This is a genomic window from uncultured Thiodictyon sp., from assembly GCF_903946935.1.
Taxonomy (GTDB): Bacteria; Pseudomonadota; Gammaproteobacteria; order Chromatiales; family Chromatiaceae; genus Thiodictyon.
This window is the reverse complement of record NZ_CAJAXH010000201.1, coordinates 1-16,965: the sequence shown is the minus strand read 5'-3', so window position 1 is coordinate 16,965 and position 16,965 is coordinate 1. Positions and strand designations below refer to the sequence as shown.

The 16,965-nt window shown below is 65.4% G+C and carries 12 protein-coding genes; 7 read left to right on the top strand and 5 right to left on the bottom strand.

The window, feature by feature from the left end; translation table 11 throughout:
• Window positions 1-32: 32 nt before the first annotated feature.
• Window positions 33-2,444, top strand: a complete 2,412-nt coding sequence (locus tag QZX93_RS16795; protein WP_295387809.1) for an EAL domain-containing protein — start codon at window positions 33-35, stop codon at window positions 2,442-2,444.
• Between the two features lie 45 nt (window positions 2,445-2,489).
• Here the strand turns inward: QZX93_RS16795 and QZX93_RS16790 are convergent, their stop codons facing one another.
• From QZX93_RS16790 to QZX93_RS16780, 3 genes are all read right to left on the bottom strand, one after another.
• Complete coding sequence (locus QZX93_RS16790; RefSeq protein ID WP_295387803.1) at window positions 2,490-4,661, bottom strand: malate synthase G; 2,172 nt, start codon at window positions 4,659-4,661, stop codon at window positions 2,490-2,492.
• 141 nt (window positions 4,662-4,802) lie between these two features.
• Complete coding sequence (locus QZX93_RS16785; protein ID WP_295387796.1) at window positions 4,803-5,972, bottom strand: two-component system response regulator; 1,170 nt, start codon at window positions 5,970-5,972, stop codon at window positions 4,803-4,805.
• Window positions 5,973-5,980: 8 nt separating this feature from the next.
• Entirely contained in the window at window positions 5,981-7,114 is a 1,134-nt protein-coding gene (locus tag QZX93_RS16780) for an anthranilate phosphoribosyltransferase (RefSeq protein WP_295387791.1), read from the bottom strand.
• 360 nt (window positions 7,115-7,474) lie between these two features.
• Between QZX93_RS16780 and QZX93_RS16775 the strand changes: the two genes are divergently transcribed.
• The 3 genes from QZX93_RS16775 to QZX93_RS16765 all read left to right on the top strand — a co-directional run bounded on the left by QZX93_RS16775 (window position 7,475) and on the right by QZX93_RS16765 (window position 10,085).
• Window positions 7,475-7,729: an AbrB/MazE/SpoVT family DNA-binding domain-containing protein gene (locus QZX93_RS16775; protein ID WP_295387788.1), complete on the top strand. Its 255-nt coding sequence runs from the start codon at window positions 7,475-7,477 to the stop codon at window positions 7,727-7,729.
• A gap of 5 nt (window positions 7,730-7,734) precedes the next feature.
• Window positions 7,735-7,941, top strand: a complete 207-nt coding sequence (locus tag QZX93_RS16770) for a PIN domain-containing protein (RefSeq protein ID WP_295387873.1) — start codon at window positions 7,735-7,737, stop codon at window positions 7,939-7,941.
• A gap of 1,352 nt (window positions 7,942-9,293) precedes the next feature.
• Window positions 9,294-10,085 (top strand): hypothetical protein, encoded by a 792-nt coding sequence (locus QZX93_RS16765; RefSeq protein ID WP_295387785.1) that lies wholly within the window; start codon window positions 9,294-9,296, stop codon window positions 10,083-10,085.
• 591 nt (window positions 10,086-10,676) lie between these two features.
• On the opposite strand, the gene QZX93_RS16760 is transcribed toward QZX93_RS16765, so the two are convergent.
• Window positions 10,677-11,243 carry a plasmid pRiA4b ORF-3 family protein gene (locus QZX93_RS16760; RefSeq protein WP_295387782.1) on the bottom strand — a complete coding sequence of 189 codons (567 nt, stop codon included), beginning with the start codon at window positions 11,241-11,243 and terminating at the stop codon, window positions 10,677-10,679.
• 328 nt (window positions 11,244-11,571) lie between these two features.
• Between QZX93_RS16760 and QZX93_RS16755 the strand changes: the two genes are divergently transcribed.
• From QZX93_RS16755 to malQ, 3 genes are all read left to right on the top strand, one after another.
• On the top strand, window positions 11,572-13,266 hold the full coding sequence (locus QZX93_RS16755; RefSeq protein WP_295387779.1) for a nitrite/sulfite reductase: 1,695 nt from the start codon (window positions 11,572-11,574) through the stop codon (window positions 13,264-13,266).
• Window positions 13,267-13,611: 345 nt separating this feature from the next.
• On the top strand, window positions 13,612-14,610 hold the full coding sequence (locus QZX93_RS16750) for a MalM family protein (protein WP_295387776.1): 999 nt from the start codon (window positions 13,612-13,614) through the stop codon (window positions 14,608-14,610).
• A gap of 57 nt (window positions 14,611-14,667) precedes the next feature.
• Window positions 14,668-16,209, top strand: a complete 1,542-nt coding sequence (gene malQ, locus QZX93_RS16745; protein WP_295387773.1) for a 4-alpha-glucanotransferase — start codon at window positions 14,668-14,670, stop codon at window positions 16,207-16,209.
• Between the two features lie 37 nt (window positions 16,210-16,246).
• Here the strand turns inward: malQ and queF are convergent, their stop codons facing one another.
• Window positions 16,247-16,636 carry a preQ(1) synthase gene (queF, locus tag QZX93_RS16740; protein WP_295387769.1) on the bottom strand — a complete coding sequence of 130 codons (390 nt, stop codon included), beginning with the start codon at window positions 16,634-16,636 and terminating at the stop codon, window positions 16,247-16,249.
• Between the last annotated feature and the right edge of the window lie 329 nt (window positions 16,637-16,965).

Sequence of the window (16,965 nt, the reverse complement as noted above, 5' to 3'; positions counted from 1 at the left end):
GTTCACGCCAGGATCGAACCCGACCGGCCTTCATGAGCCTGCGCTGGCAAGCGCTGATCGCCCTGTCGCTGGTCCTCTTGATGGTCAATGGGACGCTGGCGTACATGGCGTACCGGCAATCGTCGGCCCAGTTCGATCTTCAGCAGTTGGGTGTGCGGGAGAATCAGGATCGTCAATTGCGCGGCTTGCTCGGGCGCAACTACGAGGAAATGACCCGGCTGGTGAGTGTGGTGCCGCTCCTGGGGCCGGACCCCGCGGCAAGCCCAGCGGCGGAGTTCGGCGAGCGTCTGCGCCGCGGCCTGGAGAGCGACGGCGCCCTGCTGGGTCTGGAGTGGGATGTCCGCTCGGTCTATTGGATCAACCCGGCTGGCCAGCCGGCCCTGGTCTGGCCGGCCGACGCCCAGGTCCCGGGGGTGGAATTGCTGGCCGAACTGACCAGCAAGGACGACAGCGTCACCCAGGTGCTCGCGTGCGAGCCCGAGTGCCTCCAGTTTCTCGCCGCGCCGGTGCTGTGGCAGGGGCACTCCGCCGGAACCCTGGTGCTCGGGCGCTCGCTGGCCGATGCGCTGCTTGCCTTCAACGCACTCACCGGGGCGGAGGTGGCGGTGTTCAACACCAGCGGGGCGCCCGCCGACGCGGTGCTGCCGCACTTTTCCGCCATGACCCATCCGAGTCGGACCGCGCCGATTATTGGCGCCCTGGCCCCCGAGTTGGCGGGCCGCGTGGGCCACGCGGGCCGCGGCCAACGGGTGCTGGGGGAGCTCGGCGGTCAGTGGTTTGAGGTCTTTCTGGTCGATGGCCTGGCCCCCGGGGTGGCGGCGCTCGTGGTCAATGAGGTGACGGAGCAACGTCAGGCGATCCGCGCGGCCACCCGTATCAGCATCCTGCTGGGCCTGGGCGGCCTGATCCTGTCCGGCTCACTGCTGTTCTGGCTCGCCCAGTCCTCGGTGGGACGGTTGAGCCGCATCGCGGTCGCACTGCCGCTGTTGGCCGATAACCGTTACACCGAGCTGCGCTCCAGCCTGCCCCCGGTCGGCGGCCGGCTGACCCCGACGGATGAGCTGGACCATCTCAGTGAGACGGCCCAGACCCTGACGGATCGTATGGAACAGCTCCAGCGCGACCGTGAGGAGGCCGAGGCCCGCCTGGTGTGGCTGGCCGACCACGATCCGCTGACCCGGCTCTTCAACCGTCGGCGCTTCAATGAGGATTTCGGCCGTGTCCTCGATCAGGCCCAGCGTTTTGGCCACCGCGGCGCACTGTTGTTCCTCGACCTGGATCAATTCAAGGACGTCAACGACTTGAGCGGGCATCAGGTGGGTGACGCGATGTTGCAACGGGTTGCCGAGCAGTTGTGTACCCTGATCCATCCGAGCGATATCCTGGCGCGGCTGGGTGGTGACGAGTTTGCCCTGGTCCTCCCGGAGTGTAGCGACGCCGATGCCCTGGTCGTTGCCGAACGCGTCCAGGCGGCGGTTCGGTCCATCCTGGTGCGCGAGGGCGGCCGGGTCCATCGGGTGACTGCCAGCATCGGCATCGCCCTGTTTCCGGATCAAGGTCAGGAGCCGCAAGAGATCCTGGCCAATGCGGATCTCGCCATGTTCCAGGCCAAGGAGAAGGGGCGCGGACGCTGTTACCTGTTTGCGGCGGAGGACCAGGCGCGCGAGCAGGCCGACGCCCGGGTCACCTGGCGGGACAAAATCGCTGAGGGTCTGCGCGACGAGCGCTTCGAGCTGCATCTTCAGCCGATCGTGACGGTCGCCACCGGCGCCATCGAGCATTGGGAGGCGCTGCTGCGGCTGCGCGACCTCCGCGGCGAGTTGATCTTTCCCGACCGCTTCATCCCGGTGGCGGAGAAGACCGGCCAGATCCAGGCCATCGATCACTGGGTGTTGACTCAGGCCATCCGCCTCCTGGCCGGCGACCCGCGCCTGCGACTGGCGATCAATCTGTCCGGCGGTGCCATGAACGACCCGGCACTGCTGCCCGATCTCGAGCGGCTGCTCGCCGAGCAGCGGGTGGCCCCGACCCGCCTCACCTTCGAGGTGACCGAGACCGTCGCGGTGGCGAGCATCGTGCGGGCGAGCGAGCTGATGCAGGCGATCCGGCAACTGGGGTGTCGCTTCGCCCTCGACGACTTCGGTAGCGGCTATGCCTCCTATGCCTATCTGCGGCGCCTCCCGGTGGACGATGTGAAGATCGACGGCGCCTTCATCCGCGACCTCGCGACCAACCGGGAGGACCGCATCTTCGTCAAGGCCATTACCGAGATGGCCCATGGCATGGGCAAGCGGGTAACGGCTGAATTCGTCGAGAGCGCGGCGATTTATGCGGTCCTGGGCGAACTCGGGGTGGACTGCGCCCAGGGTTATTTTCTGGGCCGGCCGGCACCGATCGCCGAACACGGCCCCAGGCCAAGGGCCGTGGGTGACGGCCCCGGCTGAACGAGCGCCGCGCAAGGCGCGACTGCAATGGGCACTGGAGACCGGTCACCCGCCGGCCTTGAGCCGCTTGCGCATGGCGTGCAGGGTCGGTTCGGTGTAGCCGTTAGGGGCCTCGCGGCCCTTGAAGATCAGGTCGCTGGCGGCCGCAAAGGCAATGCCGTCGCAGGCCGGGGCCAGCGGCCGATAGAGCGGGTCCCCGGCGTTCTGACCGTCGACCACCGCGGCCATGCGGCGCAGGGTCGCCATCACTTGTTCGCGAGCGACGACGCCGTGGTGCAGCCAATTGGCGAGGAATTGGCTGGCGATCCGCAGCGTCGCCCGGTCCTCCATCAGTCCGACATTGTTGAGATCGGGCACCTTGGAGCAGCCGACCCCCTGGTCCACCCAGCGCACCACATAGCCCAGGATCGCCTGGCAGTTGAGATCGAGTTCCTGCTGGATTTCATCCGCCGTCCAGGCGCAGTTGGGGTCCACTGGGACCTGCAGGATGGTGTCCAGGGTGGCGCGCCGTCCGGCGGCGGCGATCTCGCGCTGGCGGGCCGCCACGTCGACCTGGTGATAGTGCAGTGCGTGCAGGGTGGCCGCGGTGGGGGAGGGTACCCAGGCGCAGTTGGCCCCGGCGCGGGGGTGGGCGGCCTTGGTCTCGACCATGGCCCGCATCTCGTCCGGCATGGTCCACATGCCCTTGCCGATCTGTCCATGACCGGGCAGGCCGCAGGCCAGTCCCGTGTCGACGTTCCAGTCCTCGTAGGCCAGCAGCCAGGGGGCGGTCTTCATGGCGCCCTTGCGCATCACCGCCCCGGCCTCCATGGCGGTGTGGATCTCGTCCCCGGTGCGGTCCAGGAAGCCGGTGTTGATGAAGATGACCCGCTCGCTCGCGACCCGAATACACTCCTTGAGGTTGACGGTGGTGCGCCGCTCCTCGTCCATGATGCCGATCTTGAGCGTGTTGCGGGCGAGCCCCAGGGCGCCCTCCACCCGGGCGAAGAGGTCGACCGTGAACTGCACCTCCGCGGGTCCATGCATCTTGGGCTTGACGATATAGACACTCCCGGCGGGTGAGTTGCGCAGCGCCCCGGTGCCCTTCAGGTCGTGTAGCGCGCACAGTGCGGTGATCAGGCAGTCGAGCATGCCCTCCGGGACCTCGCTGCCATCCGGCAGCAGCACCGCGTCATTGGTCATCAGGTGACCGACATTGCGCACCAGCATGAGCGAGCGCCCGGACAGGGTGAGGGTGCCGCCGTTGGGGGCGGTATAGGTGCGATCCGGCGCCAGTGTGCGGTCGAGCATCCGCCCGCCCTTGTCGAAGCGGGCGGTGAGTGTGCCCTTCATCAGACCGAGCCAGTTGCGGTAGACGACCACCTTGTCCGCGGCGTCCACCGCGGCCACCGAGTCCTCGCAGTCCTGGATGGTGGTGATGGCCGATTCCACCAGCACGTCGGCCACCCCCGCCGGGCTTGCCGTACCGACCGGGTGGCTGCGGTCGATCTTGATCTCCAGGTGCAGGCCGTGATTGACCAGTAGCACCGAGGTCGGCGTGCCGGGCTCGCCGCAGTAGCCGGCGAAGCGGGTCGGGTCCTTGAGTTGGGTCTGGCCCTGGTCCGCCAGGTCGATCGCCAGCGCGCCGCGCTCCACCCGGTAGCCGCGGGCGTCCCGGTGGCTGCCGTGCGCCAGGGGTGCGGCCTCGTCCAGGAAGGCGGCGGCGCGGGTGATGACCTCGGCCCCGCGCGCCGGGTTGTACGCCTGGCCGCGCGCCCGACTGCCCTCATCCGGGATCACATCGGTGCCGTAGAGCGCGTCGTAGAGGCTGCCCCAGCGGGCATTGGCCGCGTTCAGCGCATACCGCGGGTTGCTCACCGGGACCACCAGTTGGGGGCCGGCGATGTGGGTGATTTCGGGGTCCAGGTTGGCGGTGGTCACGACGAAGTCCGGCCCCTCCGGGACCAGATAGCCGATGTCGGCGAGGAAGGCGCGGTAGGCGCCCTGGTCGATGGGCTGGTCCCGGTGCGCCAGATACCAGTCGTCGATCTGCACCTGGATGCTGTCGCGGCGCTCGAGCAGTACCCGGTTGCGCGGCGCCAGCTCGGCCAGGATGGCAGCGAAGGACTGCCAGAGTCCGTCCGGGTCGCAGCCGGTGCCCGGTGCAATCTCGTCCTTCACCAGGTCATAGAGTGGCTTGGCGACCTTCAGGCCGCCGACCTCCACGCGTTCGGTCATGGGTGTTCTCCAACCCTCAGTGGACGAGGGTTTCTGATGGATGATTCGCGGCAGGGCGGCGAGGCGCCCCGCTGCATACGGGTGCAATGTCGGGCCGCGGGGTCCCGGCTGCAAGTCGCGGGGCCCATTGTCTGACGGCGGTCAGGGTGTCGGCGCTCCCGGCGAGGCAATGGGGGGCGGGGGCGCGAAGACCGCCTGGCCGTGGGAGTCCTGATAGCGTCGCGCGATGGCGGTAAAGGTGTCGAAGGCGCCGAGGAAGGCATCGACCACGTCGGGGTCGAAGTGGGTGCCACGCCCGGCGCCGATGATCTCGCGGGCCGCTGCAAATGGCATGGGTTTCTTGTAAACACGTTCTGAAACAAGGGCGTCGAAGACGTCCGCCAGCGCCATGAGACGGGCGGCCAGCGGGATCCGCTCACCGGCCAGACCATCGGGATAGCCCGCGCCGTCCCAGCGCTCATGGTGCCAGCGGGCGATCTCCCGGGCCAGGGCGAGAAATTCCAGCGGGCGCGGGAGGCTGCGTTCGGCCCAGGCGATGGCATCCGCGCCCAGCGCGGCGTGGGTCTTCATCACCTCCCACTCGGCCGGGGTGAGTGGGCCGGGTTTGAGCAGAATCTGGTCAGGGATGCCCACCTTGCCGATGTCGTGCAGCGGTGCGGAGAGGACCAGGACCTCGATGAAATGGCTGGTCAGTGCCGCGCTGAAGCGTGGGTGGTCGCGCAGCGACTCCGCCAATTCACGCACATAGCCCTGGGTGCGCAGGATGTGGTTACCGGTCTCCAGGTCGCGGATCTCCGCCAGGTGGGCCAGGGCGCGGATGCTCACCTCCTGGATCATGGCGTTCTCCTCCATGCGTCGATTGACCTCCTGCTCCAGCCAGGCGTTCTGGTCGCTCAACCGGTCGCGCGCCAGCTTCAACTCCAGGTGGGTGCGTACCCGCGCCTGCACCACCGTCGGGACGAACGGCTTGCCGATAAAGTCTACCGCCCCGGCCTTGAACCCCTGCACCTCGGTGCGGGTGTCGTCCAGTGCCGTGACGAAGACCACCGGGATGTCCTGGGTGACTGGGTCTTGGCGCAGGTGCGCCAGGACGGCGAAGCCGTCCATCCCCGGCATCATGATGTCGAGCAGGACGAGATCCGGGCGCGGCAGCGAGCCGGCGATCCGCAGCGCCTGGGCGCCGGAGCGCGCCGCCCGCACCTGGTAGTCGTCGCCGAGAATCGCGGCCAAGACGGCCAGGTTCTCCGGTTGGTCGTCGACGATCAGCAGGATGGGCCGATCCCGGTCCGACGGGCCGTGCCGCGGGTCCACGGGGCGTCTCAGCGCACTCGCTGGGCGGCGCGGCCGGAGGAGAGGGCCGCGCGCACGCGCCCGCCCGCGGCCGCCAGCGAGGGCTCCCGGCCCAGGTGCCACAGGATCAGGGCGGCGGTGAAGACCAGGCTGTCGTAGGTCGGCCCGCGCTCACCCCCCAGGGCCGCCATCCCGGCCTGGGCGGCCGCCTGGGCGGCCGCCGCGGTGTCGAGGGTCATGGCCTCGTCATCGCCCGGACGGATGGTCTGGGGCAGGTCATCCGGCAGGGGGACAGCGCGCACGCCCACGTCGATGTCCAGGACCGCCGGGTCGATCTCGAAGGGTTGCTCCGTACCGCCGTCCTGGAAATTGAAACAGACGCCGCTCTGACGCAGCGACGGGATCACGCCACCCTCCACGCCGCGCACCAGCAGGCCCGAATCGAAGCCGGCATGGCGGGCGAGCAGGGCATAGATGCGGGGGTATTTGGTGTGGACGAAGCCGGTGACCAGATGGGTCTTGGTGCGCCCCACGATGGGTTTGGTCAGCCCCTCCACGGTGGTGAGTGCCTGGCGCTTGACCACCCCGGCGCGCAGGTCGAGCAGTCCGTGCAGGGCCGGACAGAAGGCACGCTGGTCCAGATAGGTCCAGCCCAGCGCCGGGTCCGCCAGCCGGGCGGCGGCGTCCGCGGGACTCAGATCGACCGCGACCCCGGCGGCCGCCAGCACGGCGCGATGGGTGATGCCGAACTTGGGTCCCACCGCGGCCGCGCCCTGGGTCATGGCCGGCACCCCACACTCCGCCAACAAGGCCGGCAGGAAGGGGGCGGCGGGCAGGCAGCGGTTGTAGCCGTCGTAGGGGTCGACGATGTCCACCAACTCATCGACCGCGGCGACCACCGGCGCGGTGGTGTCGCGGACCGCGTCCAGGATGCCGCGCAACTCGTCGTCGGCCTCACGCTTCATGCGCAGCGCAATCAGGAAGACCCCGGCCTGGATCGGGTCGACCTGCTGGGCCAGGATGGCGGCCATACCGGCGCGCGCCTCCTCCAGCGTGATGTCCTTGGACATCTGCGGCCCCGTGGCGATACGCTGAATGATCGAACGCATCAGTGACTTGGGGTCTGCGGCGGTCTGGTTGCTGCTCATCTGGTTGCTGCTCATGGGTCCTCACGTGGGCATGGGTGTCGATCGATGGCCGCCGGCCGGGCCATTTCAAGAGCCTCCATGCTGCGGCTTTTGCCCCGCCAGTTCAACGCCCGGTGAACCGACGATATTCCAGGCGCCGTTCAGGACTATGCGGCGCTGGACCGCGGCCGGGGTGGCGTCCCACAGCGCGAGGGGCGACGCTTGAGCTCGCGGGTGCGGCGCGGGGGCGAGCTCGACCTCGACCTGCCGGTTCTGGGGCCGGCACAGGGCCGTGCCACGGCCAGCGGCTTCGGATTGAGATATCAAGCGGTTGCGCGCGGACCTTTAGGTGATCTTAAAGTAGGTACATCGACGTGCTTACATGCGGAGGCGCCCATGAACACCCTGATCACGCGTGTCTTCATGAGCGGTAACAGTCAAGCGGTGCGCATTCCCGCGGAACTCCGGCTCGATGCCGACCGGGTGGAAATCTTCCGTACAGCGAGTGGCGATCTCGTCATCCATCCGCTGATCGAGCAGCGCGGCGACGCCCTGCTGCGGGCGATTGAGGGCTTCGCCGATGACTTCGTCGCGGCGCTGGAAGACGATCGCGCCGCAGCGCCGCCGATGCAGGACCGGGAGGCCCTGTGAGATACATGCTGGATGCCAACGCGCTGATCTATTTGATCAAGAATCGCCCGCCGGGAATCGCCGAACGGGTCAACGCACTCCCCGTGGAGGATCGGCTGTGCATGTCCTTCGTCACCTACGCCGAATTGCTCAAGGGCGCCGAGCGCAGCACCCGTAAATCGGATGTGCTGCGCCGACTCGACCACCTGATATGTCAGGTCCAGGTCGCCTAGCCGTATTAGTCAGGGCCTCAGATTTTCGCAAAAATGGCAATACCTGACCCCAGTCCCCAAGGATGTTGTGGTACGTTCCCTATTTCGAACTATGAACGAATTTCATGTCAGCCTTGGAGCGCGATTTTCCGTTCATCCTTCGACAAGCTCAGGACGAACGGGGAATCGGTAAAGCCTGCTCAGGAAATCACCTAAATATCAACAAGTTGACCCTGTATTGAATCCACAAGAGCTCGGCAACCACGAAGTGAGTGCCGAATGCCCGCTGCGAACCCTCGCAGTCGTTCCGCGATCTCGGCCGCATTATCTACTATCTGGTCCGGGATCCAGATTGAGGCAAGCAATTCTTTCGAGAATCGGGGGTGGTGTCCACCCTAGCAAAAGACTTGGCCGTCACGTTCTCAGTAACAATATCGACTAGATCGCTGATGCGTCGTCGCGAAACAATATCAACTGCGCGTCTTGGATCATACCTTATTAACTCCTCGATAACTGGAGCAGCGTCCGCAAAAAGTTGTTGGTTCGGACGGCTTAGACTATCTATCCTCATCACACAGGTAGCCGGCTGGCCGCTAGCCGCCATCATTGTGCGTGCCACACGGCTTGCACGCGCATCCTGGTCGAAGCCCCAAACTGAACACCGTGGTTGATGCAAGAGCGCATGGAGCAAGAATCCTGCGGAGCCGCAAGCGGGGGTCGCAAATCCGTTCTCCTGGACGAGGCTCAATCATCTCGACTTTACATGTCTTGGCGTGAAAAATTGACCTTTCTGGCCTGTAGCTGCCTTACTTACGATGAACTCAAAAATGGCGTCTAAGCCGACGAGATCGTCCGACAGTAGTCGCACGGAATTCAAGACATCGCCACACCCCATGAGTTCTGGACCACTCAAACAGGTTACTACACCAGGTTCTCGAATCCCACGCCATTTTTCGCCTGCAAACCCGATAAGACGGTTAACCTCGCGGACGGACTCATCGTCCTGTAGACCCGCAAGGAAGCGGCTGCTTTCGCCGCCATATGCTTCGTGAGCGAGTCTGGCGACCAGCAATTTCAGTGCCTCCTCAAAAGGGTCCTCGCCACTGTGAGCACTGACGATTAACTGTTGTAAGGATGCAAAAGAGCCTCAGAGATCCTGATTACGTTCAGCTTGTCACGACCCTTCGCAGGGTTCGGCAAGCAAAGAAACTCAGCCAACAAGCGCTCTCGGAGTCGCTCGGTAAGCCCCAGTCCTTCGTGGCGAAGTAGGAGACTTGCGAGCGACGCTTAGACGTTCTTGAGATGCTACGCGTCTGCCAAGCGCTTGGCACCACCCTCGGAGATGTCTTGCCTGAGTCGTGGAGGGGTTACCTGTGAGCGTCCCGGTCTCAACAATCACAACTGCCAAGAGCGCGCTTGCTCCGCTAGTCGGCATTCAGTTGGACATTCTGCGACTCCCAAGACAGGCCTTGGCAGGTTTTGAGCCCTCCCAAGTTGGCACCATAGTAGGTACGCTCGTAGACGCCTGTGTACCAGCGCTGGAAAAAATCTACCCGAAGCTAATTGATCTGGGTCTAAGAAAGGCACCTGGCATTTTAGGGGACCGGAAGGGTTATCCTGACTTTGAACATTCCTCGGGTGCCCGCCTTGAGCTCAAGATGCTCTACGTCGACCCGGTGGACGTAAAAATGAAGACGCCGCCGACGCCACGCGAGCCTTCAGCGCGCATCACGCAAAAGGTTACGGTGAAGAACGTTGATGCTACACGCGATTTACTTTTCCTTCTCGCTTATCAGTTGCGTGTCCATCCTGACGACCAGGACATGCTGTCTCCATCCTTCGTTGACGTTGGATTGTTTCCGATGATCGAGTGCGTCAAGGCTAGAGACCATCGGCTTATTGAATCTGGAGGGCTCTGGTTTGGCGATTACGAAACACCGGCAATCCTCTCCGCAAATGGTAGGATGAAGAAGAGCCGGGGAGATGTGTTGCAGCAAGAGTATGGGAGAAAGGAAAGCGAGGGTAAGGACTATAACGAGGATACCAACTTTGGGAAACTAAAGCGCATACCCTACAAGCCGCTCCAGTCATTCCTCAAGCACCACGGCTGTGATTACATGACGCGCGGCACATATCCCGCAGTATGGTCGTTGTCGACTCGATGAAGTGTTTGAGCCCTGTAGGGCAGATGCCCGCAGGACGATCCGCTATTGTGCTGGTATCCCGCGTCGTACGGGGCATTCGCGCCGTCGGCCTTGATCGTCGTTCCGGCCACCCCGGGGCCGGAGTCCAAGGCTTTAGCCTTGGATGGACAGGACCCAGGCTGAAGCCTTGGGCTCCAGAGGATGGCCGCTGGCCGGAACGATGATCAAGGCCGCGCCGTCCGGACTGTTGCGGATACGAAGTGCCCCATTCCATCTTATGTTGCATATCGACCCCAACGGGGTCGAACATACTAGCCCAGGGCAACGCCCTGGGTTCACGTTGTTTATGCGACCTAGCCCTGAAAGGGCGTAACATAACGGCGGGGCTCGCTATGTCACGCCCTTTCAGGGCTGGTGTCTGTTATGCGTCACGCCCAGGGCGTTGCCCTGGGTTGCTATGTCACGCCCCTTCGGAGCTTTGACCAGGGACACAAGTTAGGCGAAATACGGTGCTAGCTTGCTGCTGGCTTTTGCGCTGTCTGCCAAGGCCCTAAACGTTCGAGACAGGGTTTCAAACCCCGTCTCGCCTGAGAGTCCCGGCTTCAGATAATTTCACGCTTTGCAATGCTTAAGCAGTAGCGCGTTGACCTCATCGATATTATACAAGTCAGGATCGAAGTCGCCGCCGACCCACTCCGTTCGATCGGCATGATCCGGGTGTGTCGGATCGCTCACTGCCGCAATGAAGTCGTAGTAACCAAAAATGCCCCCGACGTCTTCTGGCGGACAAGCCCCTTTGCCCTTAATGCAGTGCGGTAAGGTCGCCGCTGGGTCGAATGGCAGGACCTTCTCGAGCGTTATTTTATGGTCCCAACTATCGCCGAAATCGTATTCGTAACGAATGGACTCCTTCTCTTTCTTGAGCAGGTGGTTGAGCTTATAACGCCTCTCGTCCAGCGTTTCCATGAAATCTATGTTGGGGTCTGGTATTCCATAATACGTCTCGCCAGCACGGAACTGATGTAAATGGGAGTCCGTCCATCCCATGACGATTTGGATGATGTCATGGAATTTCGACAGCGAGACCGAACTATCCAGGAGCACGCGGCGCCAAATCGGCGGCTTGGCATCATTGAGGCCGATCTTTATCTGATAGATCTTGCGAGAAGTGGTTGTCATGGGTGTTGCTCCAGATGATGGCTGAGATTCAAATGCAACTGCTGTAGGTTCATCGTTGTTTTGCTTCGCGTCGTTGCGGCTGGAACCCGTGGTTCTCACGCCAAGGCGCCCATCCTGCGGTCTGTCTTGGCGAGCTTGGCGCCTTGGCGTGTGTACATGCCGCCTCTTGGTTGGACTCGGTGAGCCAGTGAGTGCTTAAGAAGTTTTGGCGATATCGACCGCAGAAGCAATTCCTTTGTCGTGCTACAGGCGGCCGTTAGGATATCGGTCAACTCATCGGCCATCCCTGGTTCCTCAGGCCCGGCCACCGACCGAGGACAAGTACGCCATGTACCAATACAATGCACGCGATCAACAGTTAGTGGACGCTCGGGTGGCCCAGCTGCGTGACCAGCTCGAACGCCACCGTGCCGGCACACTGAGCGCCGAGGCGTTCCGCCCCCTGCGTCTGCAGAACGGACTCTATACCCTGCGCCAGGCCGCCATGCTGCGGATTGCGGTCCCCTACGGTCTGCTCTCCGGCGACCAGTTGCGCGCGCTGGCCCAGGTGTCGGAGACCTACGGGCCGGGGCACGGTCATTTCACCACCAGGCACAATTTCCAGCTTGCCGGGCTGACCCTGGAGGCGGCACCGCTGGTCCTCGCCGACCTGGCGCGGGTACAGCTGCACGCCATTCAGAGCTCCGGGAGTTGCATTCGCAACGTCACCTCCGATCCCCTGGCCGGGGCCGCCGCCGATGAGCCCATGGACCCGCGTCCCTGGTGCGAGCTGCTGCGTCAATGGAGCGCCGGCCACCCGGCGTTCACCCGCCTGCCGCGCAAGGTCAAGATCGCGGTCCAGGGGGCCGGGGCCGACCGCGCGCTGATCCAGGTGCAGGACATCGGCTTCAATCTGGTGCGCAACGCGGCCAAGGAGACCGGTTTTCGGGTGCTGGTGGATGGCGGCCTGGGTCGCACCCCGATGCCGGCCCTGGAGCTGGAGTCCTTCCTGCCCTGGCGCCATCTGTTGAGCTACGCCGAGGCGATCTGCCAGGTCTTCAATGCCGATGGCCGGCGCGACAGCCCACACAAGTCGCGCCTCAAGTTCCTGGTCCGCTCGCTCGGGCTCGATGAATTCCGCCGCCGGGTCGCGGCCGCCTGGGCGCCGCTCAAGGACAGTGAGTTGACGCTCACCGCGGCCCGGGTCGCCGGGATCGCCGGTCACTTTGCCGATCCGCCCTATGCGGACTTGGCCGGCGACGATGCACTCCACCTGCACCGCGTCGAGCGCGACCCGGCCTATGCCGCCTGGGTACGGCACAATGTGCAGCCGCACCGGCGCCCCGGCTATGCCATCGTCACGCTCTCCACCAAGCGCTCGGACCGGGCCCCCGGCGATGTCGCGGCAGCGCAACTGCGGCAGGTCGCCGACTGGGCGGACGACTACAGCTTCGGCGAGGTCCGGGTGACCCAGCGCCAGAACCTGGTGTTGGCCCAGGTGCGCCAGAGCGACCTGCACGCGCTGTGGCGCCAGGCCGTCCCGGCGGGACTGGCGACGCCCAACATCGGGCTGCTCACCGACATCGTTGCCTGCCCCGGCGGCGATGAGTGCGACCTGGCCAATGCGCGCTCGGTGCCGCTCACCAAGGCCATCCAGGCGCGGTTTGCCGACCAGGGCCTGCTGGAGGAGGTCGGTGCGCTGGTGGTCAATTGCTCCGGCTGCATGAACGGCTGCGCCCACCACCAGATCGCCGACATCGGTATCCGGGGGATCGACAAGCAGGGGGCGGAGTATTACCAGCTCGGCATCGGCGGGCGTGCGGGGGCCGACACCCGCTTCGGGGCCGTCATCGGCCCGGCCATCCCGGCCGCCGCGGTGCCCGCGGCCGTGGCGCGTCTGGTCGACACCTATCTGAGCTATCGCGCCAGCGGGGAGCCCTTCGCCGACACCGTCGCACGCATCGGCCACCGGCCCTTCGCGACGGCCGCCTATGGGTCCGCGGCGCCAGCCCCCCGGCCGGTCAGGGAGTTGGCCCGGGCCTGAGATCGGTCTTGTACCAACGTCCGCAACGACTCACGCCAAGGCGCCAAGCTCGCCAAGAAATACAAGAGGGTAGGTGAAGTCACCAGAGCATCCGTCGGGGGGCGTCCCAATGCGGATAACGCACTGGAGAAGCTTGGCGAGCTTGGCGCCTTGGCGTGACACCTGTTTTTTCCAGGGGCGGAAGTCCCGGCGGGGCCGCGGTGCGGACCGATCGGCGCGATGCTTCCGATCCGCCGGGGCGGTGGCAATCCGTGGTAATGTCGCGCGCTAGTGTTCGTGCCGATTCCCGGCCCATTGCCGGGTCGGCGCGGCCCGGCCGTGTCGTTCACCGCCCTGGAGCGCCCCATGCCCAGAACCGTTCAAGTCGCCGCGCTTGCCCTCAGTTGCCTGTGTATCGCCGGTTGCGCCGGTGTGGGCCCGCTCGTCTGGCCGGGGTCCCTGGCGTCCCAGCCGCCGCTGGCGGGCCGCTCGCCCATGTACACGGCGGTCAGCCCCAGCGCGGCCATGAGTCAAGAGGTCTTGAACGCCGCCCCGATCTGCTGCAAGTCACTCTCAGAACTGCACTTTGCGCCGCTGAACACCACCGCCGTCACGTTCTACCCGGTCGACGCCAAGTCCCAGGCCTTCGACTTTGCCACCGGCAAGAGTTTGCTCCAGGCCTTTGAGATCCCGGACGACCTGGAACACGCCACCCTCACCATCGATGCCATCGCCGGGGCCACGGTCTTCGTCCCCACGGTGCTGATCCTGGATCGGGATTTCCGGGTGAGCCGGGCCATCGACTCCAAGACCTTCAGATACACCCCAGCCGGCTTCATGGAGCCCCAGCGTTTGCGGGGTAAGGTCTATCTGGACCGCCAGCGGGGCGGCCCCCTGGCGGCCGAGAAATACCTGATCGTCTTTACCACGGATCAAGCGCTGAGTGGTTCCACCCGCATGATGAGCGAGGCCAAGCTCTATGCCCGGGCCCAGGGACTGGACGATCCGGGTCTCCCGGACCCGGTGGCCCAACACGCCGCGACCGGGGTGTTCCGGATGACCGTGGGCGACCTGGAGACCGCCGCCTCCCGCACCCAATTTGGCCGGCAGCGGCGCGGCGCCCGCCGCTATGTGGCGGTGGTCCCGCGGGTCGGGACCCGCGCCTCCCGCACGGCGCGCCCGGCGGCCGGCACCACCGCCCGGCCGCCCATGCTGGCCGAGACCCAGACCATGTATAACCGGATGATCCAGGACTCGGTGGAACTCGGCGACATGGATCGCGCCTGGCGGTTGGTGCAGGAGGCCGAGCGGGCCGGGTCCGCCAGCGCCCGCCAGGCCTTTTTGACCGCGGTGGAAAACAAATAGCAGCCGGGTGTATCGGACAGTCGGTTTTTTCCCAGGGATTCGGTAGACTTCCCGTCCTTGCTCCCATCCAAGCCCGGAGTCCTCATGCACCGTACCAGCGGCATCCTGCTGCACCCTACCTCCCTTCCCGGCCCCTTCGGTATCGGCGACCTGGGGCCGGCGGCCTACCGCTTCGTCGATTTGCTCGCCGACGCCGGGCAGGGGCTCTGGCAGGTCCTGCCGCTGGGGCCCACCGGCTACCGCGACTCGCCCTACCAATGTACCAGCGCCTACGCCGGAAACCCCTTGCTGATCAGTCCGGAGGCGTTGCTCGCCGCCGGTTGGATCGACCCCGCGGACCTGGAACACCCGGACTTCCCGGATGACCGGGTGGAGTTCGGCGAGGTCCACTGCTGGAAGCGGACCCTGCTCGATCGCGCCTGTCAGGGGTTTGCGGCCCGGGCCGACCAGGGCAGCCGCGACGCCTATGCCCGATTCCAGGAGGAGCAGCGCGACTGGCTCCCGGAATATGCGCTCTTCAGCGCCATCAAGATCGCCCAGAAAGACCGGGCCTGGACCGAGTGGCCGGAGCGCCTGGCACTGCGCGATCGTAAGACGCTAACCGCCTGGAAGCGCACCCACAAGGCGAAAATCGAACGTGAGACCCTGGTGCAATTCCTGTTCTTCAGCCAGTGGTCGGCGCTGCGTGAGTACGCCCACGCCCGCGGGGTGCATTTCGTCGGTGACATGCCGATCTTCGTGGCCCACGACTCGGCCGAGGTCTGGGCCCATCGCGAGTGGTTCCAACTGGAGCCGGACGGCCAGCCGACGGTCATCGCCGGGGTGCCACCGGACTATTTCAGCGCCACCGGTCAACGCTGGGGCAACCCGCTCTACGACTGGCCTGCCCTGGCCGCCGACGGCTATTCATTCTGGGTGCAGCGCCTGCGCCGCCAACTCGCCGTCACCGACCTAGTGCGGGTGGACCATTTCCGCGGCTTTGCCGGCTATTGGGAGATCCCGGCGAGCGAGTCGACCGCCGTCAACGGCCACTGGGTGACCGGGCCGGGGATGGCGCTCTTCGATGCGCTCAAGGCGGCCCTGGGGCCGGACCTGCCGCTGATTGCGGAGGACCTGGGGGTCATCACCCCGGACGTGGAGGCCCTGCGCGACGGGCTCGAACTGCCGGGTATGGCCGTACTCCAGTTCGCCTTCGATGAGACGAGCGGCTTCGGGCATTGCGGCTTCCTGCCGCACAACCACCAGCGGCGGCTGGTGGTCTATACCGGCACCCACGACAACAACACGGTGCGCGGTTGGTGGGCCGAGCAGGATGCGGGGACCCACGACTGGGTCCAGCGCTATCTCTGCACCGACGGCGAGCAACCCCACTGGGCCTTCATCCGTGCGGCGCTGTCCTCGGTGGCGGCCGGCGCGCTCTTCCCCATGCAGGACCTGCTGGGCGCCGGGGCGGAAGCGACCATGAACCGCCCCGGCACCGCCGAGGGCAACTGGGTCTGGCGCTATCGGGAGGCGGACCTGGACCTCGCGTCCATCGGCCGGCTGCGGGATCTGAGCCGGACCTATGGCCGCGCGCCCCATCCGGTAAGCGGGCCGTGACTCCAGCCCGTAGGGTCCGCTGCGCGGACCAGCAACCCTACGGGAGTTCGACCAGCGACGGCGCCACCCAACCGAGTGCGCGGTGCTCCGCCACCACCGTGGTATCGATCCCGCCGCGCACGTTGAAGTCCGCCGTCAGGCGCATGAAGCGGGGCGCGGTCGCCTCCACCAGGTCGTCGAGGATGCGATTGGTCACCGCCTCGTGGAAGGCACCCTCGTCGCGATAGGACCAGACATAGAGCTTGAGCGCCTTGAGTTCCACGCACCGCCGATCCGGTATGTATTCCAGGGTCAGTTCGGCGAAGTCCGGCTGTCCGGTCTTGGGGCACAGGCAGGTGAACTCGGGCACCCGGATGCGGATGGTGTAATCCCGCTCGGGCTGCGGGTTGTCGAAGGTCTCGAGTGAGCGGCTGGGTGCGCTGGGCATGGGGTTATTTCCTCGGTCAGGCGATTCGGGTCGGCGGCGCGCGCCGCTCGGTCAATGCGCTAGTGTACCTGGCTGGACGGGGGCGGGGAGTCCGGTTGGTCGCCCAGTGCCCACTGTGGTGGGCCTAATCTCACGGGGCAGCGCGAAAACCTGGCTAGCCGCTTGCGGCGATGTGCCGGACAGTCACCCTTAGGCGATTTCCATATAATAGTTTCCCTGCTAGAATAGCAATGTTCCCAACAGATCGACCCACCAAGTGCATCTATGTTATCCGAGACCGAAACGGTTGTGCTGCCTTTGCTTCCCACGCAAATCGAAGACCTGAGATT

Coding starts and splice junctions, on each gene's coding strand:
- QZX93_RS16795 (WP_295387809.1), top strand. CDS start 33: ATGAGCCTGCGCTGGCAAGCGCTGATCGCCCTGTCGCTGGTCCTCTTG.
- QZX93_RS16790 (WP_295387803.1), bottom strand. CDS start 4,661: ATGACCGAACGCGTGGAGGTCGGCGGCCTGAAGGTCGCCAAGCCACTC.
- QZX93_RS16780 (WP_295387791.1), bottom strand. CDS start 7,114: ATGAGCAGCAACCAGATGAGCAGCAACCAGACCGCCGCAGACCCCAAG.
- QZX93_RS16775 (WP_295387788.1), top strand. CDS start 7,475: ATGAACACCCTGATCACGCGTGTCTTCATGAGCGGTAACAGTCAAGCG.
- QZX93_RS16770 (WP_295387873.1), top strand. CDS start 7,735: ATGCTGGATGCCAACGCGCTGATCTATTTGATCAAGAATCGCCCGCCG.
- QZX93_RS16760 (WP_295387782.1), bottom strand. CDS start 11,243: ATGACAACCACTTCTCGCAAGATCTATCAGATAAAGATCGGCCTCAAT.
- QZX93_RS16755 (WP_295387779.1), top strand. CDS start 11,572: ATGTACCAATACAATGCACGCGATCAACAGTTAGTGGACGCTCGGGTG.
- QZX93_RS16750 (WP_295387776.1), top strand. CDS start 13,612: ATGCCCAGAACCGTTCAAGTCGCCGCGCTTGCCCTCAGTTGCCTGTGT.
- queF (WP_295387769.1), bottom strand. CDS start 16,636: ATGCCCAGCGCACCCAGCCGCTCACTCGAGACCTTCGACAACCCGCAG.